Origin of the sequence: Bacteroides sp., assembly GCF_052357945.1 — a bacterium.
Lineage (GTDB): Bacteria > Bacteroidota > Bacteroidia > Bacteroidales > Bacteroidaceae > Bacteroides.
In genome coordinates, this window is the sequence record NZ_DAWCXD010000065.1 from 1 (window position 1) to 26,834 (window position 26,834).

19 protein-coding genes and 1 pseudogene are annotated in these 26,834 nt (G+C 43.0%); 12 read left to right on the plus strand and 8 right to left on the minus strand.

Features of this window, described 5'->3' with window-relative positions; genetic code table 11:
- Positions 1 to 402 precede the first annotated feature (402 nt).
- Complete coding sequence (locus ACT8YW_RS12900) at positions 403 to 891, plus strand: hypothetical protein (RefSeq protein WP_444105386.1); 489 nt, start codon at positions 403 to 405, stop codon at positions 889 to 891.
- Positions 892 to 962: 71 nt separating this feature from the next.
- On the opposite strand, the gene ACT8YW_RS12905 is transcribed toward ACT8YW_RS12900, so the two are convergent.
- Entirely contained in the window at positions 963 to 2,597 is a 1,635-nt protein-coding gene (locus tag ACT8YW_RS12905; protein WP_444105388.1) for a phage integrase SAM-like domain-containing protein, read from the minus strand.
- A 177-nt stretch (positions 2,598 to 2,774) separates the two neighbouring features.
- Between ACT8YW_RS12905 and ACT8YW_RS12910 the strand changes: the two genes are divergently transcribed.
- Positions 2,775 to 4,991, plus strand: a complete 2,217-nt coding sequence (locus ACT8YW_RS12910) for a RelA/SpoT family protein (protein ID WP_444105389.1) — start codon at positions 2,775 to 2,777, stop codon at positions 4,989 to 4,991.
- Positions 4,992 to 5,094: 103 nt separating this feature from the next.
- Here the strand turns inward: ACT8YW_RS12910 and ACT8YW_RS12915 are convergent, their stop codons facing one another.
- From ACT8YW_RS12915 to ACT8YW_RS12925, 3 genes are all read right to left on the minus strand, one after another.
- Positions 5,095 to 6,252 carry an MFS transporter gene (locus tag ACT8YW_RS12915; protein WP_055234628.1) on the minus strand — a complete coding sequence of 386 codons (1,158 nt, stop codon included), beginning with the start codon at positions 6,250 to 6,252 and terminating at the stop codon, positions 5,095 to 5,097.
- A gap of 8 nt (positions 6,253 to 6,260) precedes the next feature.
- Complete coding sequence (gene panB, locus ACT8YW_RS12920) at positions 6,261 to 7,082, minus strand: 3-methyl-2-oxobutanoate hydroxymethyltransferase (RefSeq protein ID WP_004316964.1); 822 nt, start codon at positions 7,080 to 7,082, stop codon at positions 6,261 to 6,263.
- Between the two features lie 265 nt (positions 7,083 to 7,347).
- Positions 7,348 to 7,995, minus strand: coding sequence for an HAD family hydrolase (locus tag ACT8YW_RS12925; protein ID WP_444105392.1), 648 nt, complete (start codon positions 7,993 to 7,995; stop codon positions 7,348 to 7,350).
- A 150-nt stretch (positions 7,996 to 8,145) separates the two neighbouring features.
- On the opposite strand from ACT8YW_RS12925, the gene ACT8YW_RS12930 reads away from it, so the two are divergent.
- Positions 8,146 to 9,507 (plus strand): MATE family efflux transporter, encoded by a 1,362-nt coding sequence (locus tag ACT8YW_RS12930; RefSeq protein ID WP_009039523.1) that lies wholly within the window; start codon positions 8,146 to 8,148, stop codon positions 9,505 to 9,507.
- Between the two features lie 39 nt (positions 9,508 to 9,546).
- Here ACT8YW_RS12930 and ACT8YW_RS12935 read toward each other — a convergent pair whose 3' ends face one another.
- Entirely contained in the window at positions 9,547 to 11,865 is a 2,319-nt protein-coding gene (locus tag ACT8YW_RS12935) for an ABC transporter permease (RefSeq protein ID WP_444105395.1), read from the minus strand.
- A gap of 14 nt (positions 11,866 to 11,879) precedes the next feature.
- Complete coding sequence (locus ACT8YW_RS12940) at positions 11,880 to 12,554, minus strand: ABC transporter ATP-binding protein (protein ID WP_087318724.1); 675 nt, start codon at positions 12,552 to 12,554, stop codon at positions 11,880 to 11,882.
- Positions 12,555 to 12,855: 301 nt separating this feature from the next.
- Here ACT8YW_RS12940 and ACT8YW_RS12945 point away from each other — a divergent pair, with 301 nt between their 5' ends.
- From ACT8YW_RS12945 to hcp, 6 genes are all read left to right on the plus strand, one after another.
- On the plus strand, positions 12,856 to 13,659 hold the full coding sequence (locus ACT8YW_RS12945; protein ID WP_121960519.1) for a metallophosphoesterase family protein: 804 nt from the start codon (positions 12,856 to 12,858) through the stop codon (positions 13,657 to 13,659).
- The gene (locus ACT8YW_RS12950) at positions 13,640 to 14,443 is read left to right on the plus strand and encodes a hypothetical protein (protein ID WP_074705272.1); all 804 of its coding nucleotides are present in this window, start codon (positions 13,640 to 13,642) and stop codon (positions 14,441 to 14,443) included. Before ACT8YW_RS12945 ends, ACT8YW_RS12950 begins: the two co-directional genes overlap by 20 nt.
- 75 nt (positions 14,444 to 14,518) lie before the next feature.
- Positions 14,519 to 15,859 carry a sigma-54-dependent transcriptional regulator gene (locus tag ACT8YW_RS12955; RefSeq protein WP_444105398.1) on the plus strand — a complete coding sequence of 447 codons (1,341 nt, stop codon included), beginning with the start codon at positions 14,519 to 14,521 and terminating at the stop codon, positions 15,857 to 15,859.
- Positions 15,856 to 17,169 carry a sensor histidine kinase gene (locus ACT8YW_RS12960; RefSeq protein WP_444105400.1) on the plus strand — a complete coding sequence of 438 codons (1,314 nt, stop codon included), beginning with the start codon at positions 15,856 to 15,858 and terminating at the stop codon, positions 17,167 to 17,169. The genes ACT8YW_RS12955 and ACT8YW_RS12960 overlap by 4 nt, the downstream gene beginning before the upstream one ends.
- Positions 17,170 to 17,179: 10 nt before the next feature.
- Positions 17,180 to 17,848, plus strand: coding sequence for a Crp/Fnr family transcriptional regulator (locus ACT8YW_RS12965; RefSeq protein ID WP_217728486.1), 669 nt, complete (start codon positions 17,180 to 17,182; stop codon positions 17,846 to 17,848).
- Between the two features lie 151 nt (positions 17,849 to 17,999).
- Positions 18,000 to 19,631, plus strand: coding sequence for a hydroxylamine reductase (hcp, locus tag ACT8YW_RS12970; protein WP_444105402.1), 1,632 nt, complete (start codon positions 18,000 to 18,002; stop codon positions 19,629 to 19,631).
- A gap of 52 nt (positions 19,632 to 19,683) precedes the next feature.
- Here the strand turns inward: hcp and ACT8YW_RS12975 are convergent, their stop codons facing one another.
- A complete protein-coding gene (locus ACT8YW_RS12975) occupies positions 19,684 to 20,868 on the minus strand; it encodes a uracil-xanthine permease family protein (protein WP_444105404.1) in 1,185 nt (394 codons plus the stop codon).
- 166 nt (positions 20,869 to 21,034) lie between these two features.
- On the opposite strand from ACT8YW_RS12975, the gene ACT8YW_RS12980 reads away from it, so the two are divergent.
- Both ACT8YW_RS12980 and ACT8YW_RS12985 read left to right on the plus strand, forming a co-directional pair.
- Positions 21,035 to 22,501, plus strand: a complete 1,467-nt coding sequence (locus tag ACT8YW_RS12980) for a potassium/proton antiporter (RefSeq protein WP_444105406.1) — start codon at positions 21,035 to 21,037, stop codon at positions 22,499 to 22,501.
- 281 nt (positions 22,502 to 22,782) lie between these two features.
- Positions 22,783 to 24,447, plus strand: a complete 1,665-nt coding sequence (locus ACT8YW_RS12985) for a long-chain fatty acid--CoA ligase (RefSeq protein ID WP_004295728.1) — start codon at positions 22,783 to 22,785, stop codon at positions 24,445 to 24,447.
- 98 nt (positions 24,448 to 24,545) lie between these two features.
- On the opposite strand, the gene ACT8YW_RS12990 is transcribed toward ACT8YW_RS12985, so the two are convergent.
- Positions 24,546 to 26,558 carry a glycoside hydrolase family 97 protein gene (locus ACT8YW_RS12990; RefSeq protein ID WP_444105408.1) on the minus strand — a complete coding sequence of 671 codons (2,013 nt, stop codon included), beginning with the start codon at positions 26,556 to 26,558 and terminating at the stop codon, positions 24,546 to 24,548.
- 118 nt (positions 26,559 to 26,676) lie between these two features.
- Between ACT8YW_RS12990 and ACT8YW_RS12995 the strand changes: the two are divergent.
- A pseudogene (locus ACT8YW_RS12995) lies at positions 26,677 to 26,834 on the plus strand (response regulator transcription factor); the annotation flags it as partial.

Here is a 26,834-nt window from a genome sequence, read left to right on the forward strand (position 1 = left end):
AAGCATACGATATACTAGGTATTACCGATAAAGTTAAAGCTACAGACCTTGATAGATGGTTTGATTGTAAACCTGTCGCTAAGTGGATTGACAGTAAAACAGTCAAAGGATATGAGATTTACAGACCAAAGATAGTATTCAAGTAAAGATACACCAAAACAACATTCAATTAAATAAACGATTATGATTTACATTACACTTATTGCAGCAGCACTATTATCAACTTACTTAGTAAGATTCACAGTAAAAGAGATTAAGCAACACATCACGAAAGAAGCAGATAGGATTATCAATACAAGACAATAAATATATTAACCTAATTAGCCTGTAATGAAAATGCACGATGGCTAATGTTTATGAATATGTAATATAGAAACAGGCTAGTAATCAAATTACTAGCAAATGGATAACTTTTTAGCAATGGAACGTAAAGGAAGGGACTTATTCAAGTCATTATTAGATGATGGAAATATAACCAAATACAAGGAATCTACTGGCAGATATAATCCCGTAGATTTCTATTTAATACACAACGAAGATAAGATAGTAGCCGAAATAAAATGCAGGGATATACGGTACGTTAATTATCCCACTCATTTAATGGAAACTGAAAAACTTAAAAGCCTACTGGCTGTCAAGGATACTCACGATTGTAAAGCAGCGTGGTACGTCAACTTCTTTGGCGAAGATATATGCTTTATATATAATGCAGACAAAGTAAAGAATTTACGTTCTGAAACAGCGTATTGCAATTACACTACTGCCAATTACAACTACTACAAAACAACCAAAGGCGTTATTATGATACCTACCAATCTGGCAGGAATCTTTATCAGAAAGAATGGCAAATGGATGAATGGAAATCTACAGGATGCCAAACTAACGTCTTAACAAACCTGATTATAAGCAATTTAAGTCCACTTTGATATAAGTCAAGGTGGGCTTTTTTCATATAAATATTTTTATTTAAGCCGTACCACTATTCCCAATTCCAGTAACTTATTCAGCATTTTCCTTACCTTTAAAGATGGTGTTCCAACTTCAAAATTATCCATTGACCTATTAAGAAAGTCTAGTTCATTCTTATTTAAATCGAATTGGCTTATATCCACATCTCTATCTATTCCGTAAGATTCAATATTACTTTCCTGACTATTAAATAACAAGTCATAGGCTATATCATTTTCATGTATCAAACCAGCTTCAATTCCTTTACTTATTGCTTCTGCTATATTCTCATTGCTAGAAGGTACAATGTCATTGGATTGTTTGATTTTATTAGCTTGATTAATTTTGCTAGCTTCTGTTTCTAGCATCAAGTTAGCTGCATCTTCTGAACTTATTTTAGCATATTTCTTAAATGCCATTTCTGTAGTATGCCCTGTTATTCTCATAAGTATATGACTATCATAGCCACGTTTCAGCATATTACTAATGAACGAACGTCTTCCTGTATGTGTACCTATCAATTCATATCTACAATAAGTAGTATTAGTTATTTTTGAACCTCTATCTTCTGTTACAATATGTTTGCCTATTATACCTGCCTTTTGTCCTGCTTCCTTTATGTATCTCAACATAGTATTTTCACGTACCTTTGGCAATTGATAATTATACTTTTCCAGTATCTCTAAAGCAATAGGAAACAATGGTATCGAAACTTTATGTGCTCTTTTCTTTTGCACTATTTCCAATATCTTCCCATTATCAAAGTCTTTAATAGTACCATTATTTAACAATTGCATATCACTGAACCTCTGCCCTGTCCAACATTGTAATACAAAAACATCTCTAGCCTTTTCTTCTAAGCCTTTGAGTTCTAAAGCATACATTCTGCTTACTTCTTCTTCTGACAAATATATTTCATTATCATCACCTTCTCTACTTTTGGGCTTCTTATACTGATTCAACTTTGTTGCAGAAGTGTCTATTAAGCCGTATGGTTCTGCTCTCTTTATAATTGAAATTAAAGCAGTTACTTTATTACCAACAGTACTTGTTTTAGTAGTCTTACCCTTACCTACCTGTCTATTAAACAGATAAGTCTCATAATCTTTGATTAGAGCCAAATTTATGTCAGTAAACGTTATATCATCTCTATCTGTTGCTCTTAGAAATTCTTCAAAAACCTTTAAATGTCCCAAATAAATAGCCAATGTATTCCTTTGTCCATCTGATTTTATCGTTTTATCTTGGCTAATAGCTCTACGAAGCCATTGAATAGGTTTCTGCAATTCTTGTTGTTTCATCATTCTGTCTTTGTAAATATATTTCTTTAGCAAAAATAAGCTACTATCAATCTCATTTGGATTATCGCAAATATAACGCTTAAAATCAATAAAATCTGCTTTGAGTTTATTTATCTCATCGTTTACTATTGCGTTATTCATATTATCCAATTCCGTTAACCGTGGGCTTACATACGCTTCCTGCTTTTTTGTGTTCCACTGGTCGGGATACACCCTTACTCCTGTAGATAACTTTACCTGCTTTTTATTTATTCGGCATACCAGATAAATATTCGTTGGTTTGTCACTTTTTGGTTTCCTCAAATTAAAACTAGCCCTAACTTCATTGAAAAAAATCTGCCCTATCATAATCGGTTCTTTAAAATGGTTCTTTTTTATTGTTCTTCACTTTGGTTCTTTTAGGGCTGAAATGTGACATATTGATAACCAAACCATATTTATAAGTTACTGATAACAAATAATTGTTACTTCCTTTTGAAAGTGCGGGAAAAAAACTAATTTTACATCGAATTAACAAGATTGAATATGGACGACTTTTTTACATCGGAGGAAAAAAAGGAGCTTTTTTCACTCTACCGGCATTTGTTGCAATCTGCAGGAGATAGCATTTCCTGGAAGGATTGCCTAAAGTTAAAGAGACATCTTATCAAAGCGGCCCAGTGTAACGGTCTGCAACGCAATAACTTCGGGATGAATCCCGTCATCAGAGATTTACAAACGGCAGTGATCGTTGCCGAGGAAATCGGTATGAAAGGTTCGTGCCTGATCGGTATCATGTTGCACGAAATCGTGAAGGGGCATGTATTGTCTATCGACGAGGTGAACGCCGAATATGGGGATGACGTGGCAAGTATCATCAAGGGATTGGTGAAAACGAACGAGTTGTATGCGAAGAGTCCGGCTATCGAGTCGGAAAACTTCCGTAATCTGCTGCTTTCTTTTGCGGAGGATATGCGTGTGATCCTGATTATGATTGCGGATCGTGTGAACGTGATGCGCAAAATAAAGGATACGGGCAACGAGGAGGACCGGCTCAAGGTAGCAAACGAGGCTGCTTACCTGTATGCTCCGCTGGCGCACAAGCTGGGATTGTATAAACTGAAATCGGAACTGGAGGATTTGTCTCTCAAATATACGCAGAAAGAGACATATTATTTCATCAAGGATAAGCTGAACGAAACAAAGGCTTCCCGCGACAAGTATATCGCCGCTTTTATCGAACCGATCCAAAAGAAGGTGGCGGAAGCGGGACTGAAGTTCGACATCAAGGGACGCACGAAGTCGATTCATTCGATATGGAACAAGATTCAGAAGCAAAAGACTCCTTTTGAGGGGATTTATGACTTGTTCGCCATCCGTATCATACTGGATTCGGAACCGGACCCGGCGAAGGAGAAGCAGGAGTGCTGGCAGGTGTATTCGATTGTGACGGATATGTACCAGCCGAACCCGAAGCGTCTGCGCGACTGGCTTTCAATACCGAAGAGTAATGGTTACGAGTCGTTGCACATCACCGTGATGGGCCCGGAAGGGAAATGGGTGGAAGTGCAGATACGTACCCGACGGATGGACGAGATCGCGGAACGCGGACTGGCTGCGCACTGGAGATATAAAGGTATCAAAGGAGAAACGGGCTTGGACGAGTGGCTGACTTCCGTGCGGGAGGCATTGGAGAACGCGGACAACGACTCGATGAAGGTGATGGATCAGTTTAAGATGGATCTCTACGAGGATGAAGTGTTTGTCTTTACGCCCAAAGGGGATTTGTTCAAGCTGGCTAAAGGGGCTACGGTGCTCGATTTTGCTTTCCATATACATAGTAAGTTGGGATGCAAGTGTATCGGCGCGAAAGTGAACGGCAAGAATGTGCAGTTGAAGCAGAAGTTGAACAGCGGTGACCAGGTGGAGATCATGACTTCAAACACCCAGACTCCGAAACAGGACTGGCTGAACATCGTGACGACTTCCAAAGCACGCACCAAGATACGCCAGGCACTCAAAGAGATGGTGGCACGCCAACATGCATTTGCCAAAGAGACGCTGGAACGGAAATTCAAGAACCGCAAACTGGAGTATGATGAAGCGACCATGATGCGCCTCATCAAGCGTTTGGGATTCAAGAACGTGACGGAATTTTATCAACGGATTGCCGATGGCGGACTGGATGTGAACGAGATTCTGGATAAATACATCGAACAGCAGAAACGGGACAGCGATACACACGATGAAATTGTTTATCGGAGTGCCGAAGGGTATAATTTGCAAACCGCGCAGGAGGAAACGACATCTAAAGAGGATGTACTGGTGATTGACCAGAATCTGAAAGGACTGGAGTTTAAACTGGCTAAATGTTGTAACCCGATTTATGGCGATGATGTGTTCGGGTTCGTAACGGTGAGCGGCGGTATCAAGATACACCGGTCGGATTGTCCGAACGCGAACCAGATGCGCGAACGTTTCGGCTACCGGATTGTGAAGGCTCGCTGGGCGGGCAAGTCGGAAGGTACGCAATATCCGATCACGCTGCGCGTTGTAGGACATGATGATATTGGCATCGTAACAAATATTACTTCGATCATCTCGAAAGAGAATGGTATCACGCTACGTTCTATCGGTATTGATTCGAACGATGGGTTGTTCTCTGGCACACTGACAGTAATGGTGGGTGATACGGGGCGTTTGGAGGCTCTTATCAAAAAATTACGGACGGTGAAGGGAGTAAAACAGGTGAGCAGGAATTAAGATTAAGACAGAAGAACAAAAGAACATATTTTTGGATACGTATGATGAAAATCAAAAAACAATCATCACTCCTGAAATATGTTCTTTTGTTCTTCTGTCTATTTTATCTTACCTTCTTCTTTATATAATAAGGATAAGTAACCAATACGAAGAACAGCAAAGCGATGGAAGCTACCATCTGTCCGGTATGGAGCATCTTGTCTGTATCCAATTCCATGTAGCACGCAGTAGCGATACCCAGAGAGATACCGACTTCGCTTGCCAATAAATGGGTAGTGTTGGCTGTTCCGCGTTGGCAATGATGGGATAGTTTCACAAATATCATCAGGAATTCCGGCATGGTTAAACCTAAACCCAATCCCAAGAGTACGGAAGAGATGCCTATCGAAAGGTCTGTGTTCAATAAGGACATGGCTACCATTTCCAACCCGATTCCTATAATGACCAGGCGCAGCGTTTTCTCTTTGAAGAAGAACAAGCGCGCAAAGAACAGGGAAGCAATGTATCCGAGGGCTGTGCCGATAAAGAATGGTACGGGGATTCCCATGTTTCCGAGTACGAAATCGTTTAGAAAAGGGTGTACCATTGGAATCAGTAAGCCTGGAACAAATGTTATCAGAATCAGGTTGATAGCGGGAACCCATCCACGAAGCAATAAGAAGCGGTCGAAGGAATAGAGTTTAGTGACAATCGGCGCACGGAAAGGTACATATACCCCCGATAGCATGAGAATTCCTACAGCTCCGGTTATGACAGATACAGTGAGCAGATTCTGGAATGATTGGCTTTGATAAAGCCACACTCCGAGGATAATTCCAAAGAGCATTCCCAAACGTGCCGTCCACGAGAAGCTGACATTTCCCGCGCTCCGCAGTGTGGAGTTGGTGATGTCGATAGCCAAGGTGATACCGGCAGTAGTGCCTATGCCAAAGGCCAGTCCTTGCACGGTACTCAACAGGATTAGTTCTGTGAAGTTCGTCACAAAGGCGTACCCAATCGTCGCCACTACCATCAGGGCAGCGGCAAACATGCATACGTATTTACGTTTGTAGGCATCTACCAGATAAGCATGGAAAGGACCGATGAGGAACATCCCCAAGGTGAAAAAAAGAAAGATTACTCCTGTCTGTGCGGCCGGCACTCCGAGACGGTCGGCCATCTCTACGGAAAGTACCGGAAATAACACATACAAGGATATAAACAACAGCAAATTAGCTACACATATCCGCATAAAATGAACTGTCCACAATTTAACTGCCATATACTATCTTAATATTGTTCCTTCTCGTTGGGGAAGTAGCAATTCTTCACGTCGGAAACGTAACGGCTGATGGCGTCGGTCATCACCGTGTACAAGTCAGCATAACGACGTAAGAAACGCGGACGGAATCCGTTGTTCATGCCAAGCATGTCCTGAATAACCAATACCTGACCGTCTACGTGGCCGCCGGCACCGATTCCGATGATAGGAATAGTGAGTTCGGAAGCTACACGCTCTGCAAGGGTAGCGGGGATTTTTTCGAGTACAATGGCAAAACAGCCTGCTTCTTCCAATAAATGGGCGTCGCGAATCAGTTTGTCGGCTTCGGCTTCGTCTTTGGCACGTACGGTATAGGTTCCGTATTTGTTAATGGATTGAGGCATGAGTCCCAAATGTCCCATCACAGGGATACCGGCGCATACGATACGTTTCACCGTGTCAATGATTTCTTCACCGCCTTCGAGCTTCAATGCGTCAGCGTGACTTTCTTTCATGATGCGGATAGCGGAAGCAAGTCCCTCCATCTCATTGCCCTGGTAAGATCCGAAAGGCATATCAACTACCACCATCGCACGCTTTACACCACGTACTACGGATTTGGCATGATAAATCATTTGGTCGAGCGTGATAGGTAATGTAGTCACGTTACCTGCCATTACGTTAGAAGCGGAGTCGCCTACCAGGATTACGTCCATTCCCGCACCGTCTACAATCTGTGCCATTGTGTAATCATACGCAGTCAGCATAGATATTTTTTCGCCTCTCTGTTTCATTTCAACCAAGCGATGAGTAGTCACCTTTCTTGTGTCATCTGATATATAACCAGCCATGTCTTTTTAATTTATGATTTATGAATTATGATTTATGTCATTGATGTCTGCGCATTTGGACGCTTTCAAAAATTGCGGCAAAGTTATAACATTTAATTCATAACTGGGAAAGAAAAGCAAAAAATCCTTTCAAATGCTTCGCTTGGATAGTTGGAAGGCATTTGAAAGGATGGGTGGGTCTCACTATTTTTATTTATCTCGGTTATTTTTCTTATTTCATTTATTAATATAATATAAGTGAGGTAACTATTTAAAAATAATGCCGTTATTTATGGAGAGAGAGCATTTTTTCGTATGTCATGCCGGTGAAGTCGTCTATTATATAATGGGCTTTTCCGGTGATGGCTTCGCGTGAGTTGGTGGTGGCAAGTCCGATCACGGTTGCCCCGGAAGTCATGCCGGCTTGCAGGCCGTGGAAAGAATCCTCAAAGACGTAGGAGTTTTCGGGGGTGGCTTCAAAGATTTCCATTCCCAACAGGAAACAGTCGGGAGCGGGTTTTGAACGGGCAAACATCTCTCCTGTCAGGATGCGGTCTACCATTCCTTTAAATTCGGGATGGGCATTGTAGACGTTTGCCATCTTCTCTTCGTTGGAGCTGGTAACTACGGCTATCTTTGCACCGTTCCGGCGAAGATCGGCTATGAAGGCTTCTACTCCGGGGATGTATTCGTAGGACATCTTTTTCTCGTAAACATTGAGTTCAGCGCTTATTTCAAGCTGTGCTTTGGGTTTGTCCGCGAAATGCTTTTCATAGATTTGCGATAGCGTCTGTCCCTTGATACGGCGTCCGAAATCTTCTTCATTCAGATATTTCCGTCCTTGCTCGTCCCAAAAAACAGTGTACTGCGTTTCTGTATCCATGATGACACCGTCAAAGTCGAAGAGTGCTGCAATTGTTTTCGTTGTATTCATATTAAACTGTCTTTTTACCTAAAACGTTAAACCTTGTGTATCTATCGCCGCAAAGTTCCGAATAATCATCGAATCAGGCAAATAATTCGTACCTTTGCAAAGCTAAAAAAAACGTAACATACGTTTTTATCCAACAAAATCTACTGGCGCATGAGCAAGAACGACCCGCACATTTTAGGCAAAGAACGTATCGGCAAATTGCTGTTACAATATTCCATTCCTGCGATTATCGGAATGACGATTACTTCTATCTATAACATCATTGATAGTATCTTCATCGGACATGGCGTAGGACCGATGGCTATTGCCGGACTGGCTATCAGCTTCCCGCTGATGAATCTTGTTGTCGCTTTCTGTACACTGGTTTCGGCTGGTGGGTCTACCCTCGCCTCTATCCGTCTGGGACAGAAGGATATGAAAGGGGCTACGGAAATTTTGTCACATACGCTGATGCTTTGTATCACAAATTCTCTTTTCTTCGGTATTCTATCTTTTATCTTCCTGGATGATATACTGACTTTTTTCGGAGCCAGCGCCGACACCCTTCCGTATGCACGCAGCTTTATGCAGGTGATTTTGCTGGGAACTCCCATCACTTACACAATGATCGGGCTGAACAACGTGATGCGCGCTACCGGATACCCCAAAAAGGCTATGCTTACTTCAATGGTAACGGTGGTGGCTAACATCATCCTCGCTCCTATCTTTATCTTCCACTTCGAATGGGGAATGAGGGGTGCGGCTACGGCAACGGTTATCTCGCAGTTGATCGGTATGGTGTGGGTGGTGAGCCACTTCACCAAGAAAGACAGTACGGTGCATTTTGAAGGGAATATCTGGAAAATGAAACCGAGGATTGTAGAAAGTATCTTCGCCATCGGTATGTCTCCATTCCTGATGAATGTGTGTGCGTGTGCCATCGTGATTATCATCAATAACAGTCTGCAAAACTATGGGGGCGATATGGCTATCGGCGCGTATGGTATCATCAATCGGTTGCTGACGCTTTATGTAATGATTGTGTTGGGGCTGACTATGGGGATGCAGCCAATCGTGGGCTACAACTTCGGCGCACAAAAGATAGACCGGGTGAAACAAACGCTGCGACTGGGGATTATCTCCGGGGTAGTGATTACGAGCAGCGGGTTCGTGATTTGTGAGTTTTTCCCTCATGCCGTATCGGCTCTCTTCACCGATAGCGATGAGTTGATTGATTTGGCGGTAGGCGGTATCCGGTTGACTGTGTTGATGTTCCCGTTTGTAGGGGCACAGATTGTAATCGGTAACTTCTTCCAAAGTATCGGCAAGGCTAAAATCAGTATTTTCCTTTCGCTGACGCGTCAGTTGCTTTATCTTTTGCCTTGCTTATTACTGTTCCCTAACTGGTGGGGATTGGAAGGAATCTGGATCAGTATGCCGGTATCGGATGCGCTGGCGTTTATTACGGCCGTTGTCAGTCTGATGATTTATATCAAGAAGGTTTCCAAACAGCATCCGGTAGTAGCAGAATAAGGCGGTGTATGCTCTATTCTGCCATTTATTCTATTCGGCTTATTCTGCCTTAATGCTATTGACCGGATTCTCGTTCGCGATATGCCATGCTTTCAGAACAACACAGATTACAATCAGTAATTGGACGAACAAGGCCGTAGCAGCAAAAAGCAATGGATTCAAATCAATCTGCTCGGCAAATTGGTCGAGCCATGCCTGTCCTGCAAAATAAGAAACGGTAGTGCCTACTAGGATAGAAATCACTGAAACGTATAAAATGTCACGTGTCAGTAATCCGAGGATATGAGATGCTTCGGCTCCATTCACTTTCCGGATAGCTATCTCTTTGCTCCGGCGCTGGGTTTCATCGTTCACATAGCCAATCAATCCCATGATAACGATCAGCAGGATAAAGGCGGAAGTGATCCAGACGGAATTGCGGAAGCGGTATACGTCTTTATAGATATTTTTCACCATTTGATCTACTAGGATAAAACGCAAGGATATATTCGGATAGGTGTTTTCTACAAACTCATTCAGACGTTTCAGATTCTCATTATATGGTTCTTTCAAGCGGACATCAAAGGCGTGGTTGGCATTTTCATCTCCAATCAGGACAATAGGAGATTGCGACCCATAAAAGCTGTTATTGCGAATGTCACGGAATACGCCTACAATCGTTCCTTGAATGTCATTCACTGTTTTACCTACTGCTCCGTCGGTCCATTTCATCAGACGTACCAGTTCTTCGTTTACCAATAAGTCGTTCTGCTTTTTCAGCGTAGTGCCTTCTATAATCTTAATACCCATTACTTCAGGATAGTTGTAATGGCAGGAATTGTAATTTAGGGTAGCAATCCGCTTACCGTCATTTCCCATCAGTCCGCGTGTCCAGTACTCTCCCAACACCCCATTCACGGCAACGGTCACTCCTTCTACCATCGGCTGGCGGTTCAAATCGTCTTTGATATGCTCTACCGATTCTTTAGGCAACCATGTCTGCGCTTGAACTAATCCGGGCACGACGATACCCATATCACGGCTCATCAGATGACTGTACTGCAACAGAGTGACCAGCAACAATCCCAAGACGAAAGAAACTCCTGTAAACTGCACAAACAACAACGAACGCTTCCACCCTTTCTTCCCATCTGTATACCGGCGGAATACCTGCGTGACAGGGATACGGGAGAATAATCGTCCCGGTATGCCACCTGCCAGTATGAAGAGAACAAGGATAGTGAGCAACGGTACCCACAACGTTTCCCAAGTGAAAAGTGAGGAAAGATGGACGGAAAGTAAATCTTCAATCAGACCACGCGCATTGATTATCAGTAAGAAACTAAGCAATACGGAAAGAATGACAAGGATTCCCGTCTCTGCCATAAACATTCTGAAAATATGGGTGGAACTGGCTCCATTGCACTTATGCACTCCCACTCCTTTTGCACGACGGCTCAAAGTGGCAATGGATATCAGCATATAGTTCATGATAGCCACAAAGAAGATAGCAAAGCCCAAAAATCCGTAAATGACCAAACGCTTTTGTACATCGGGAGAAGCCAGATGACGTTTCACCAATGGAATGGCGCTAAATTCAATTTTCCAGCCATCAAACTCTAATGCGGTATATTTACCGATCACCCGCTGAATGTCAGCATTCACTTTGTCAATGTCCGAAGCATGGCGCAAACGAAGGAAAGCATAAAAGACATCATTTCCTCTCCAGCCGGCTCCTGCATGATACCCTCCATTCTGATGAACAGATATCACGAAATCATGGGTGAGCATCGTGTTTTCCGGTACATCTTTGTAGATCCCACGTATGGTCAGTGTGTTTTGTTTTTCAACAGAAAGCACTTTACCAACAGGGCTTTCATCTCCAAACGTCTCACGGGCAAAATGCTCCGAAACAAAAACGCTTCCGGGCATAATCATATCTTTGGGATTGCCTTCCAACACCGGTATGCCGAAAGTCTGAAAGAAACAAGTATCCGCAAAGATGTAATCTGCATCGGGCAACAGTTTATCTTCATAATAAATATTGGCACTTCCCATCGAAAGGACACTACTGGCTACTTCTATTTCCTTCGGCATTTCTTCTGCCAAAGTAGGTGCCACCACATCGAAAACAGTATAATCATAACCGATCTCTCCATCATCACCTGCGGTTTCGCCTGTACTAAGATTAGTCATCTGACAACGTACGAGTGCCAGGCGTTCCGCCTCCGGATAGCATTTCTCATAGCTTAGTTCGAAGGCTATCTGCGAAAAAAGCAAAATACCGATAGTAAGCCCTAAAGAAAGGGAAATGATTCGTATGATATTCGATCCGCGTTCACGCAATAAGGTACGTATAGTATAATAGATTTGTCTCATGGTTGGTTCTCTGTTTATGCCTTTACACTTGCTACAATACTTCCATCGAATAAATGTACGGTACGATGTGCAAAACTGGCATCGTGCTGTGAGTGGGTCACCATGATAATGGTTGTCCCCTCTCTATTCAGTTCCGTCAACAGATTCATCACTTCCGCTCCGTTTTTTGAGTCAAGGTTACCCGTAGGCTCATCGGCAAGGATGAGTTGAGGATTGGTAACAACCGCGCGGGCTATCGCCACCCGTTGTTGCTGTCCGCCGGAAAGCTGTTGAGGAAAATGTTTAGCACGGTGGTTGATATTCATTCTTTTTAGAATGTCTTCTACCATTCGGCGACGTTCGGAAGATTTAAGACCTAAATAAGTAAGCGGAAGTTCCACATTCTCGTAGACGTTCAATTCATCCATAAGGTTGAAGCTCTGGAATACAAAGCCCAGTTTGCCTTTACGGACACGGGTACGTTCCTTTTCTTTCAGGCCGGCTACTTCTTCTCCCATCAGCAGGTAAGAGCCTTCAGTGGGGTTATCTAATAGGCCGAGGATGTTTAATAAGGTGGATTTCCCACAGCCAGACGGTCCCATGATAGCAACAAATTCTCCTTCTTTTACTTCAAGGTTTACATGATTTAATGCGACCGTCTCCACTTCGGTAGTACGGAATACTTTACTAATATTTTCAATCTGTATCATCTTGTTTATTTATGATGTTGTTCTATATAGATTTATTTCCTGTTTTACTATTGACGTTTCTAGTCATGCAGAAAGTATGCCAAACAAGAATAGCTATTCATTTTCAATCATTTATCTTTTCCTAGTTTCCCAAGCATTGTCTAATAATTAGACAGGACCGTCTAATTATTAGACAAATCGATACTGTTCCATATCTCCCATTTATTGTTCAAAGAGTCCTATTTGCCTGTTAGCCGATTGTCCATCCAAATAGAAAACTTTATCTTTGCATTTAGTTTTCTAGACTATAAACAAAATAATTATGATGAGAAAGAGTGTATATGTATTCTTATCGTGCTTTTTACTTTCCGGATGCGGCATGATAGATTACCATCCATACGACGTCCGTATCAGCGGCGAAACAGAGGTCAACGCACATAATATCGAAAGAATAGAGGCAAACTGCCAAGGTAAAACGACCATACGCTTTGTGACTATGGGCGACTCACAACGATGGTACGATGAAACGGAAGATTTCGTGAAAGAGATTAATAAACGGAATGATATTGACTTCGTTATTCACGGAGGGGATATGAGTGACTTCGGACTAACCAAAGAGTTTCTCTGGCAAAGGGATATCATGAACGGACTTAACGTGCCTTATGTAGCCCTTATCGGAAACCATGATTGTTTGGGGACGGGAGCAGAAACATACAAAGCGGTATTCGGTCCCACCAACTTTTCTTTCATCGCAGGTAATGTGAAATTTGTCTGCCTGAACACCAATGCGCTGGAGTATGACTACTCTGAACCTGTGCCGAACTTTACCTTTATGGAACAAGAGATTACGAGCAGGCTGGACGAGTTTGAAAAGACTGTCATTAGTATGCACGCACGCCCTTACACGGATGTATTCAACGATAATGTGGCTAAAGTATTTCAACATTATATCAGACAATACCCGGGAATACAAGTTTGCACAGCTGCTCACACCCACCATTATCAGGACGATGTGATCTTTGATGATGGAATACATTATGTTACCAGTGATTGTATGGATTACCGTACTTATCTGGTATTTACAATAACCCCGGAAAAATATGAATATGAACTGGTTAAATACTAACTATATCTTGCGCGCAGGAGTATTATCCGTACTTCTGTTACTTCCCGGTCTGATTTCAGCTACTTGTAAAGCAGATACAATCATCAACTCGTACAAGGATGATTCACTCCGTTTCATTATCAAAGATGATTCAATTATCACTTTTCGCACAGGAGATTCTATATTTACGATCATCAGAGCGGACTCTGTATTGCCGGTTGCACCGAAGCAGGTGAAACACAGTCGTTACGATAACCGGATTCACCGTTTCCGCAGTCACTGGGAACGGATTATCCCGACGCACTCCAAAATACAGTATGCCGGAAACATGGGATTGCTTTCTTTCGGTACGGGATGGGATTACGGGAAACGTAATCAGTGGGAAACGGATATATTGCTCGGATTTATACCGAAATATTCGTCAAAGAAGGCCAAAGTAACCATGACGCTCAAGCAGAACTATATGCCCTGGAGCATTAATATCGGAAAGGGCTTCTCTACGGAACCTCTTACCTGCGGGCTTTATGTGAATACCGTGTTTGGCGACCAGTTTTGGGTGAATGAGCCGGAACGTTATCCGAAAGGTTACTATGGTTTCTCCAGCAAAGTACGTTTTCATGTTTTCATGGGACAACGGTTGACATACGATATCGATCCGCAACGTAGATTTTTAGCCAAGTCGGTGACTTTTTTCTATGAAATAAGTACGTGCGACCTGTATGTTATCAGTGCAGTAAACAATAGCTATCTCCGTCCCCGTGATTATCTTAGTTTATCATTCGGATTGAAGTTCCAGTGGTTATAAAAGAATTTATGATTTATGAATTATGAATTATAACTTACTTTTTCGTAAGTTTGCGCTTTACAAACTTGAACGAAAATGAGTAAATCAGGAACAATCATCATTGTAGACGATAATAAAGGAGTATTGACAGCCATACAAATCCTTTTGAAAAATTATTTTTCCAAGGTTGTCACACTCTCCTCTCCTGTCACCCTGTCCAGTGTCATCAGGGAAGAAGCCCCGGAAGTAATTCTGCTGGATATGAATTTCACATCAGGCATCAACACCGGCAATGAGGGTTTATTCTGGTTGCATGAAATAAAGAAAGTACGTCCGGAACTTCCGGTCGTACTTTTTACGGCTTATGCCGACATCGAACTGGCTATCCGGGGAATTAAAGAAGGAGCAACCGACTTTATCGTCAAGCCTTGGGATAACCAAAAACTGGTGGAAACCCTGCAAACCGCAGCAGCTTCTACGCACAACGACAAGAAAACGGACGGCAAAGAAGAAACCACCCACTCACCTATGTATTGGGGAGAAAGCAAAGTGATGCAACAACTCCGCGCACTAATTGAAAAGGTAGCCATCACTGACGCCAATATCCTGATAACGGGCGAAAACGGAACAGGGAAAGAAATGCTGGCACGAGAGATTCATGTCCTTTCCAACCGCAAATACAAAGAAATGATTGCAGTGGATATGGGGACTATCACAGAGTCTTTATTTGAAAGTGAGCTTTTCGGACACGTTAAAGGTTCTTTCACCGACGCACACACCGACCGGACCGGCAAATTTGAGGCTGCCGATAACAGTACGCTGTTTCTCGATGAAATAGGCAACCTGCCTTATCACCTGCAAGCAAAGCTACTGACGGCCATCCAACGACGAAGCATTGTGAGAGTGGGAAGCAACACGCCGATTCCCATTCATATCCGACTGATATGCGCAACCAACCGGAATCTGCAAGAGATGGTAGTGAAAGGTGAATTCCGAGAAGATTTGCTCTATCGCATCAATACCATTCATGTAGAGATTCCTCCTTTACGGGAACGGAAAGAAGATATTATTCCATTGGCCGAAAGGTTCATGGTACGCTTTTGCAAGCAATATGACAAGGCATTGATGAAGTTCACTCCCGACGCTAAAGATAAATTGAAAGCACACCTTTGGTATGGTAATATCCGTGAACTGGAACACGTGATTGAAAAGGCCGTTATCATCAATGACAGTCCGCTCGTTCCTGCCGAATTGTTCCAATTATCAATTCCGCGCACGGAGAGTCAGGAGAAAAGCATTTCTACGCTGGAAGAAATGGAAATGCAGATGATACGGAAAGCGCTCGACGCTTGCGCAGGAAACTTATCAGCAGTAGCCGCCCAACTGGGCATAACCAGGCAGACTCTTTATAACAAGATGAAAAAGTTCGGATTATGACAGTGCAGCTTCAACAAGTAGGCGTTCAATATTGGTTCAGAGTCTTGCTGACGGTACTTTTCTGTATATCGTCCGTGTGGTTCGGTATACATCAATCATACGGTTGGTTAGGAGTCAGTCTTTGTTTATTGGTTCTTAGCATACTTTGGCAAATCCGCCTTTATCGCCTCCACACCAAACAAGTGCTTTTTATGATTGATGCGCTCGAGAATAATGATAATACATTTCATTTTACTGAAGAAAACGGTACTCCCGAAAGCAAAGAAATAAACCGGGCGCTCAACCGCGTGGGACATATCTTATATAGCGTGAAAGCTGAAACAGCCCAGCAAGAGAAATACTACGAACTGATTCTCGACTTTGTCAGTACAGGATTAGTAGTGCTCAATGACAATGGAGCCGTTTATCAGAAGAACAAAGAAGCACTCCGTATTTTAGGGCTGAATGTGTTTACACATATCCGCCAATTGAGTCAGGTGGATGCGCAGCTTATGGAGAAAATAGAGAACTGTCGTCCGGGTGACAAACTACAAGTCATATTTCACAATGAACGGGGAACGATTAACTTATCCATCCGTGTGTCGGAAATCAATGTACGCAAAGAGCATCTGCGCATTCTTGCCCTGAATGATATCAATACCGAACTGGATGAAAAAGAAATAGATTCATGGATCCGGCTGACACGGGTGCTGACACATGAGATCATGAACTCTGTGACTCCCATCACTTCCCTCTGCGATACGCTTCTTTCAATATCAGCGGATAAAGACGAAGAGGTGAATCACGGATTGCAGACAATCAGTACGACCGGAAAAGGGTTGCTTGCCTTTGTAGAATCATACCGGCAATTCACACGCATACCGACACCGGAACCCTCCTTGTTCTATGTGAAAGCGTTCATAGAAAGAATGGTTGAACTTGCCTGTCATCAGCATCCATGCGAACATATCCGTTTCCACACAGAGATTACTCCTGCGGACTTAATCGTATATGCAGATGAGAATCTTATTTCACAGGTAGTTATCAATCTTTTAAAGAACGCAATTCAGGCAATCGGCAATCAGCCGGATGGGAGAATTGAGTTGAAGGCGTCCTGCAATGACATGGAAGAAATATGGATTGAGATAAAGAACAATGGTCCCGAAATCCCGTCGGAAATAGCAGAGCATATCTTCATTCCTTTCTTCACCACCAAAGAAGGTGGTAGCGGAATCGGACTTAGTATCTCCCGCCAAATCATGCGCCTTTCGGGAGGAAGCCTTACATTACTACGGGAAAAAGAGACAACGTTTATTTTAAAATTCAAATAACGATTGATATATGATACCTACACTAGTCAATAATCCGCTATTCCGGGGAATCACTCCGGAAAGACTTCTTGCCGATCTGGAAGAGATCAGTTTTCATACACGTTCTTATAAGAAAGGGGAAATCCTGGCGCGACAGGGAGATGTGTGCAACCGTCTTGTCATCCTGACCAAAGGAAGTGTACGTGGGGAAATGATTGACTATTCGGGACGTCTTATCAAGGTAGAGGATATAACTGCTCCCAGAGCGATTGCCCCTCTGTTCCTGTTTGGTGAGCAGAACCGCTATCCGGTGGAGGTGACTGCCAATGAACCGACAGAGGTGATCGAGCTTCCTAAACCAAGTGTTTTGAGTTTGTTCCGCAAGAACGAGCAGTTTTTGGAAAACTATATGAATCTCTCCGCCAATTATGCACGGACTTTATCGGATAAGCTTTTCTTCATGTCATTCAAGACCATTCGTCAGAAACTAGCCTCTTACCTGCTCCGCCTGTACAAACAACAGCAACAGGCGCATATCACCCTCGACCGTTCGCAACAGGAGTTGAGTGATTACTTCGGAGTGTCCCGCCCTTCCCTCGCCCGCGAACTGGCACACATGCAGGAAGACGGACTATTGATAGCGGATCGTAAACATATCACTATTTTACAGAAAGAAGAACTGGTCCGGCTCATCCAATAATGCTCCGGTTTAAGGGTCATTTATCTAATTGTGAGTATTTGAGATAAAAAATATTCATTGTTGTAACATTGGTTACAGAATCACCTGAAACCTTTCCTCTACTTTTGCGTTCAATAAATAAAATATTGGACTAATTAAAACCGTAAAAGTTATGAGTATGTTCTGTTATCAATGTCAAGAAACCGCAATGGGTACCGGTTGTACCTTGAAAGGTGTATGCGGTAAAACATCTGAAGTGGCTAACCTGCAAGACTTACTACTCTTCGTAGTACGTGGAATTGCAGTCTACAACGAGCATCTGCGTAAAGATGGACACCCTTCCGAACAAGCAGACAAATTTATCTATGATGCTTTGTTCATTACCATCACCAACGCCAATTTTGATAAAGTGGCTATCACTGAAAAAATCAAAGAAGGACTGAAACTGAAAAATGAACTTGCCAACAAGGTAAAGATCGAAAATGCTCCCGACGAATGTCTTTGGAATGGAAGCGAAGATGAGTTTGAAGAGAAATCAAAAACTGTCGGCGTGCTTCGCACTCCCAACGAGGATATCCGCTCACTGAAAGAACTTGTACACTATGGCCTGAAAGGAATGGCTGCCTACGTAGAGCATGCGCATAATCTGGGCTACGAGTCACCGGAAATATTTGCTTTCATGCAACATGCCTTATCCGAACTGACCCGCAATGATATTACAGTGGAAGAACTGGTTCAGCTGACGTTGGAAACAGGAAAGCATGGAGTATCGGCAATGGCACAGCTGGATAAAGCGAATACCAGCAGCTACGGAAATCCGGAAATCTCACAAGTGAGTCTCGGTGTACGCAATAATCCGGGTATATTAATCAGCGGACATGATTTGAAAGACCTGGAAGAGTTATTGGAACAAACAGAGGGTACAGGAGTAGATGTATATACTCACAGCGAAATGTTGCCTGCACATTATTATCCTCAACTAAAGAAGTACAAGCATCTGGCAGGAAACTACGGAAATGCCTGGTGGAAGCAGAAAGAGGAATTTGAAAGTTTCAACGGTCCTATCTTGTTCACAAGTAACTGTATCGTTCCGCCACGTGCAAATGCCGGCTACAAGGATCGTATTTACATCACAGGAGCCTGCGGCTTGGAAGGGGCACATTACATCCCCGAACGCAAAGACGGAAAACCGAAAGATTTTTCTGCACTGATTGCTCATGCTAAGCAATGTCAACCACCGGTAGCCATTGAAAACGGAACGATTATCGGAGGATTCGCGCATGCACAGGTGACAGCCCTAGCAGATAAAGTGGTGGACGCCGTGAAGAGTGGAGCTATCCGTAAATTCTTTGTAATGGCAGGATGCGACGGACGTATGAAGAGCCGTGAATACTATACGGAATTTGCTCAAAAATTACCTGGTGACACCGTGATTCTTACTGCCGGTTGTGCCAAGTACAGATATAATAAACTGGCTTTAGGTGATATCAACGGCATTCCGAGAGTGTTGGATGCAGGACAATGTAACGACAGTTACTCACTGGCCGTCATCGCTTTAAAACTGAAAGAGATCTTCGGATTGGATGATGTGAATCAGTTGCCTATCGTATACAACATCGCTTGGTACGAACAAAAGGCGGTCATTGTTTTATTGGCATTATTGGCTTTGGGAGTGAAACATATTCATCTGGGTCCTACTCTCCCCGCTTTCCTTTCACCGAACGTAAAGAACGTATTGATCGAACAATTCGGAATCGGAGGTATCAGTACAGTAGATGAAGATATTGTGAAGTTCCTATCCTAAATAACAATCAATCAAGCGGGGATTTGGAGATTCCCGCTTGATTTACAGAATATCAATCCTCTCTAGGCAATATTAAATTGAGAAACACTCCCACCAAAGCTGCCAGTCCAATGCCGGACAATGAAAAATCTCCCCAATTAAAAGCAGCACCACCAATGCCGACAGTCAGTGTCAAAGACACGATGATTATATTTCTGGTACGGCTCAAATCAATGCAATTATTCACAAGATTACCAATTCCCGCGCAAGCAATCGTTCCGAAAAGCAATAACATGATGCCGCCCAGTACCGCACTTGGAATGGATCTTAGTAATGCACTGATTTTACCGATAACAGAAAATAAGATAGCGGAAATGGCAGCTATTCTTATCACTTGCGGATTGGTTATCTTTGTCAGAGACATGGCTCCGGTCACTTCCGAATAAGTTGTTACAGGAGGACCACCCAACAATCCGGCACAGAAACACGCCAGGCCATCCCCCAATAAAGTACGGTGCAACCCCGGATCTTTCACGAAATCTTTTCCGGTGACCGTATTAACGACATAAATATCACCAATATGTTCTATCACCGGAGCAATGGCTACCGGAATCATAAACAACACAGGTTCCCATGAGAATTTAGGAAAGACAAACTGCGGCAATCCAATCCAGGCAGCATCCCTGACACCGGACAAATCCAAATCGTAGAAAAGCCATGCTGCCAGATACCCTACTACAATTCCACAGAAGATAGGAATCAGTTTCAAAAGCCCTTTGGCTTTCATTGAAACAACGACTGCGGTAATCAACGAAAGCAGTGCCAGTACCCAGTTCTCTTTTGCCATATTCACTCCTGTTCCCGCCAGTGACAAACCTATCAGAATGATGACAGGTCCTATGACAACAGGAGGAAACAGCCGTTCAATCACCCTCACTCCCTGCCATTTGACAAGCGCACTCATCACAAAGTAAACTAATGCTACTCCAACCATGCCGGATAAGGTGCCGGGCAACCCATAAAGTTCTGTCGCTTTAATGATAGGCGCAATAAACGCGAAACTACTCCCCAGAAAGACAGGAACCTTTCCACGCGTAACCGCATGAAAGATAAGCGTACCAATACCTGCTGTAAACAGAGCTGTAGAAGGGTCAAGCCCCACCAATAACGGCACGAGTACCGTAGCACCGAAAGCTACAAACAAGAATTGTACCCCCACCACCCCTTTCCTCAAAGGTGTAAGATTATTTGAATCCATAAGTATAATGTAGATTATTCTTTGCAAAATTAGTCTTTTTAGACAATTTAACTCCCTTTTTTCACAAAAATACATCCAAAAAGAGTTTTTATTTGTTGTTAATAATGTGTAACTTCGCACGGTGAGAATTAATACGACAATTTTATAACTTTATAATATATTGCCTATGATATTTACAGCAGAAAACACCCTACTTATCGGTTCTATCTTACTTTTCGTCAGCATCGTTGTTGGAAAAACCGGATACCGCTTTGGAGTACCTACCTTATTATTGTTCCTCGTAGTAGGAATGTTGTTTGGAAGTGACGGCCTCGGCCTGCAGTTCCACGACGCGAAAGACGCCCAATTTATCGGTATGGTGGCCCTTAGTATTATCCTTTTTTCGGGAGGTATGGATACGAAATTCAGAGAAATCAAACCTATTCTAGGTCCCGGTATCGTGCTTTCCACTGTCGGAGTACTACTTACAGCTCTTTTCACCGGACTCTTTATCTGGTGGATATCAGGTATGAGCTGGTCAAATATTTATTTACCTATCACTACTTCCCTGCTTTTGGCCTCCACCATGTCGTCTACGGACTCGGCTTCGGTGTTCGCCATTCTCCGTTCACAAAAGATGAACTTGAAACACAACCTTCGTCCCATGCTGGAACTGGAGAGCGGAAGTAATGACCCGATGGCCTATATGCTGACCATTGTCTTGATACAGTTCATCCAGTCGGCAGGTATGGGAGCCGGAGCCATTGTGGGATCTTTCATCGTCCAGTTTATCGTCGGTGCAGCTGCCGGATATGTACTGGGAAAACTTGCCATCCGCATGTTGAATAAGCTCAATATTGATAATCAGGCCTTGTATCCCATCTTATTACTTGCGTTTGTATTTTTCACGTTTTCCATCACCGACTTACTGAAAGGTAACGGATACCTTGCCGTATACATCGCCGGTATCATGGTAGGAAACAATAAAATCATGCATCGTAAAGACATCTACACCTTTATGGACGGACTGACCTGGTTGTTTCAAATCATCATGTTCCTTTGCCTGGGATTGCTTGTCAATCCGCACGAGATGTTGGAAGTAGCTGCCGTGGCATTGTTGATTGGTATTTTCATGATTATTATCGGGCGCCCGTTAAGCGTGTTCCTTTGTCTGCTTCCATTCCGGAAAATCACGATGAAATCACGTATTTTCGTATCCTGGGTAGGATTACGCGGTGCAGTTCCTATCATCTTTGCTACCTATCCGGTAGTGGCGGGCGTAGAAGGTTCGAACCTCATTTTCAACATTGTATTCTTTATTACCATTGTCTCATTGGTCGTACAGGGAACAACCATTTCTTTCGTCGCCCGGATTTTGAATCTTTCCAAACCTCTGGAAAAAACCGGTAACGACTTCGGAGTGGAACTTCCGGAAGAAATTGACTCTGACCTTAGTGACATGACTATCACTAAAAGTATGCTGGAAGAAGCAGATACTTTGAAAGATATGAATCTCCCGAAAGGCACGCTGGTAATGATTGTGAAGCGCGGAGATGAGTTCCTGATTCCCAACGGAACGCTGAAACTGCATGAAGGAGATAAACTGTTACTTATTTCCGAAAAATCCAAAGAAGAAGATACTGATTCAGAATAATATCAGAAAAGAGTTATTCAGTACACTATAACTGATCCGTCTCCACGCATGGAACCTCTTGCCTTTGCAAGACATTCGTTTCATCTTCATGCGTGGAGACGAAATGTTTTATATAGGCCAATGAACTAGTTCTAAGGAAGAAACACGAAAGACCTTTATCCGGCTGGTAAAATTGTTCACTCCCCCTCCGTTAATTAACCGTAAAACTTGAATTTAAAATTCGGTTTACATCTACGAAGTATTAATTTTGCGCAGTTTTAAACTAAATGTGCAAAAATCGAATGGAACAAGAACATCAGTTCATTGATTATATTGAGCAAAGCATCATCAAAAACTGGGACAAAGATGCTTTAACTGACTATAAAGGAATTACCCTCCAATATAAGGATGTAGCGCGTAAAATCGCTAAATTTCACATCGTCTTGGAAAGTGCCGGCATCCAGCCGGGAGATAAAATAGCCGTTTGCGGACGTAACAGTGCTCACTGGGCGGTTACTTTCCTGGCGACTATCACTTACGGAGCTGTTATTGTTCCCATTTTGCATGAATTCAAGGCAGATAATATTCATAATATCGTCAACCATTCCGAAGCCAAATTACTTTTCGTCGGCGACCAGGCATGGGAGAACCTGAATGAAGATGCCATGCCTTTGTTAGAGGGCATCGCTTCGCTGGCTGATTTCTCGGCATTAGTGTCCCGGAACGAAAAACTGACTTACGCTTTTGAACATCGGAACGCTATTTACGGCCAACAGTATCCCAAGAACTTTCGACCGGAACATATTTGTTACCGGAAAGATCGACCGGAAGAACTGGCTATCATCAACTATACTTCCGGTACCACGGGTTACTCTAAAGGAGTGATGCTCCCCTATCGCAGTCTTTGGTCGAACGTGGCTTATTGCTTCGAAATGCTTCCCGTTAAACCGGGAGACCATATCGTTTCCATGTTGCCTATGGGACACGTGTTCGGTATGGTATATGATTTCCTTTACGGATTCTCTGCAGGTGCACACATCTATTTCCTGACGCGTATGCCGTCTCCGAAAATCATTTCCCAATCTTTCTCCGAAATCAAGCCCAAAGTGATTTCTTGTGTACCCTTGATTGTGGAAAAGATTATCAAGAAAGATATTCTTCCTAAAGTAGACAGCAAAATCGGCAAGTTATTGCTGAAAGTGCCTATTGTGAACGATAAAATCAAATCGCTGGCACGACAGGCTGCCATGGAAATCTTCGGTGGAAACTTTGACGAGATTATTATCGGAGGTGCTCCTTTCAATGCGGAAGTAGAGGCTTTCCTTAAAAAGATAGGGTTCCCCTACACCATTGCTTACGGTATGACGGAATGTGGTCCGATTATTTGTTCCAGCCGTTGGGAAACACTGAAACTTGCTTCCTGCGGAAAGGCAACCAGCCGGATGGAAGTCCGCATCGACTCACCGGACCCGAAAACACATGCCGGAGAAATCGTATGCAGAGGAATGAATATGATGCTGGGGTATTATAAAAATCCGGAAGCTACGGCACAAATTATTGATGCTAACGGTTGGCTGCATACCGGTGACCTCGGTACGTTGGACGAAGAGGGTTATGTGACAGTCCGCGGACGTAGTAAGAACCTGCTTCTCACCTCTAGCGGACAGAATATCTATCCCGAAGAAATTGAAAGCAAGCTGAACAACATGCCGTATGTTTCGGAGTCACTGATCGTCTTACAGCACGAAAAACTGGTAGCCCTGATCTACCCGGATTTCGACGATGCTTTCGCTCATGGATTGCAGCAGACGGATATTCAGAAAGTAATGGAGCAAAACCGTATCGAATTGAATCAACAGCTTCCTAACTATTCTCAAATAAGCAAGATTAAAATCCATTTTGAAGAATTTGAAAAGACTGCGAAAAAGTCAATCAAGCGCTTTATGTATCAGGAAGCAAAGGGATAAACAAATATTTAAACGCAGATTAACGCGGATTATCGCAGATTTTAAAAGATAAATTAATCTGCGATAATCCGCGTTAATCTGCGTTTAAATATAATCTATTAATTAAGTGCCATAAATGAAATAGCCTGTCCGCCTCCGGCAGCCATTCGGATGTTCAACGTATTTTCAGAAGTAACCGTTTGTTCCGTTATCCGATAATCCGTAGGATTTGATTTCCAATCCGCATTCTCTCCATCCGCATAGATGACAGCTTTATACTGTTTGCCCGGTTCCAGGAAATCCAGTTTTATTTCCAGTGTACGGGGTTTCTCGTTCGTTGCTGCTCCCAAGAAATAGTTGCCTTTTGCTTTACGCACGATGGCTACGAATTCCCCCGGTTCTCCTGCCAATGCTTTCGATTCGTCACAATCCGAATCGAAGTCGCGGAAGAACTGGAAAGCCGGATGCCCTTCATAATTTTCAATCATATCAGATGCCATTTGCAAGGGAGAATACAAAATCACCCAGTTAGCAAGCTGTTTCGCCAATGTTGTATTCACACGGCTGTTTCCTTTATCCTGATCGTTCCATTTCTGGCGACGGGGAGAATCCTTAGTGTTCAGAAACAAAATATCAAACGTACCCGGTGTATAATCCAGCGGACCGGACAACATACGGGTGAACGGCAACATGACATGATGAGACGGAGGATTTCCTTCGCTCCATGCATTCCATTCCATCCCTCTCACTCCTTCACGTGTCATCATATTAGGCCATGTACGACGGATACCGGTATCTTTAATGGGTTCGTGCGCATCCAGTGTCATTTTGTGACGGGCGGCTGTTTCCACTACTTTCTGATAGTGATTGACTCCATATTGGCTGTGATGAAGATAACCATTCGGGAAAGCTCCCGCATATCCTGTCTTCAGGACATGGATACCATGATCTGTGTACCATTGCATGGCATAATCCATCTGGCGCTCATAGTTGGGAATATTCCCTCCGGTCTCGTGATGGCCAATAACTTCAACTCCTTTCTCCTTTGCATAACGAACCACTTCATCAATATCAAAGTCAGCATACGGTTTCGTAAAGTCAAAGTTTTGCATACCACCCCAGCTTTCCCAGCCTTCATTCCAACCTTCAAACAAAACGCCTTCAATCTGATTGGCAGCGGCAAAATCAATGTATTTCTTGGCATTGACGGTAGTGGCTCCATGACGTTCATCCATCTTCCAGGTTTCTACGCCGAGATGCATCCCCCACCATACACCTACATATTTCATCGGACGAATCCAATCGGTCGTTTCTATTTTACTTGGTTCATTCAGATTTAAAATCATAGCCGAATTAATCAGACTAACGGCATCCGGAACGATCTGAATAGTACGCCAGGAAGTAGTGAAATGATTACCTTTACGCACTTTCACACCATCAGGCCATGGAGCAAGTTCAGCTTTCAACGTATAGTTTCCTGCCTGCTTCAAAGTCATTTCCGAAAAATCGTACAATGCCGCTTCATGAATACTTCCGTAGACACCATCGGCAGTTTTAAAAGTGAAAGGAGTATTGGCTGTCTCCACCTCGGAAATGGGACGTTGCGCATAAAGCAATTCATAAGTTTCGGCACTGGCAGGAATGGACCATGATGTACCGTCTTGGCGAAAACAGAAAGTTGTCAGTTCATCCGTAATCAATAGGGAATCTGCTGCGGGCACATTATATTCATAACGGAACCCTGCCCCATCATCAAACACACGGAAACGGAGAGTTAACTCCACCTGATCTTTATTGACCAGATTTACCGCCATCTCATTATAATGATTTCTATTGGTTTTATTTTCACCCCATGGTTGCGTCCATGTTTCATCTTTACTGTCGAAAGTCGTGTTTTTTATCTGAAATCCTCCGCCCAGGTCGATACCGTTTTTCTCTGTAAATCCCAATGTCGAATTTTCAATCAACAATGAGTCACCTACTAAAATGTTATACAACGGTTTACCGTTGTCATCTACTGTTAAAGCCATTTTGATATGACCGTCCGGCGATTTCACTTCCGTTTTCGGACTGCTACACCCGTAACATCCCAGCACACACAGAAAAGCTCCAATGACATAATTTATTTTCATAGCATATCTATTGTTTGTATATAGTACAACTCAAAAAGGAGAAACACTTAAATGTAGGGCGGATTTCTTTCTCCGGATGCCAGGAAAAAAGTATCTTTGCACATAAACAATCTGAATTATGGCAAAGATACTATTGGTTGAAGATGAAATTAATATCGCCTCTTTCATCGAACGGGGATTAAAAGAATTCGGGCATTCGGTAACAGTCAGCCATGACGGGGAGACGGGTTGGAAAATCCTTCAGGACGAACCTTTAGAACTTGTAATAATAGACAT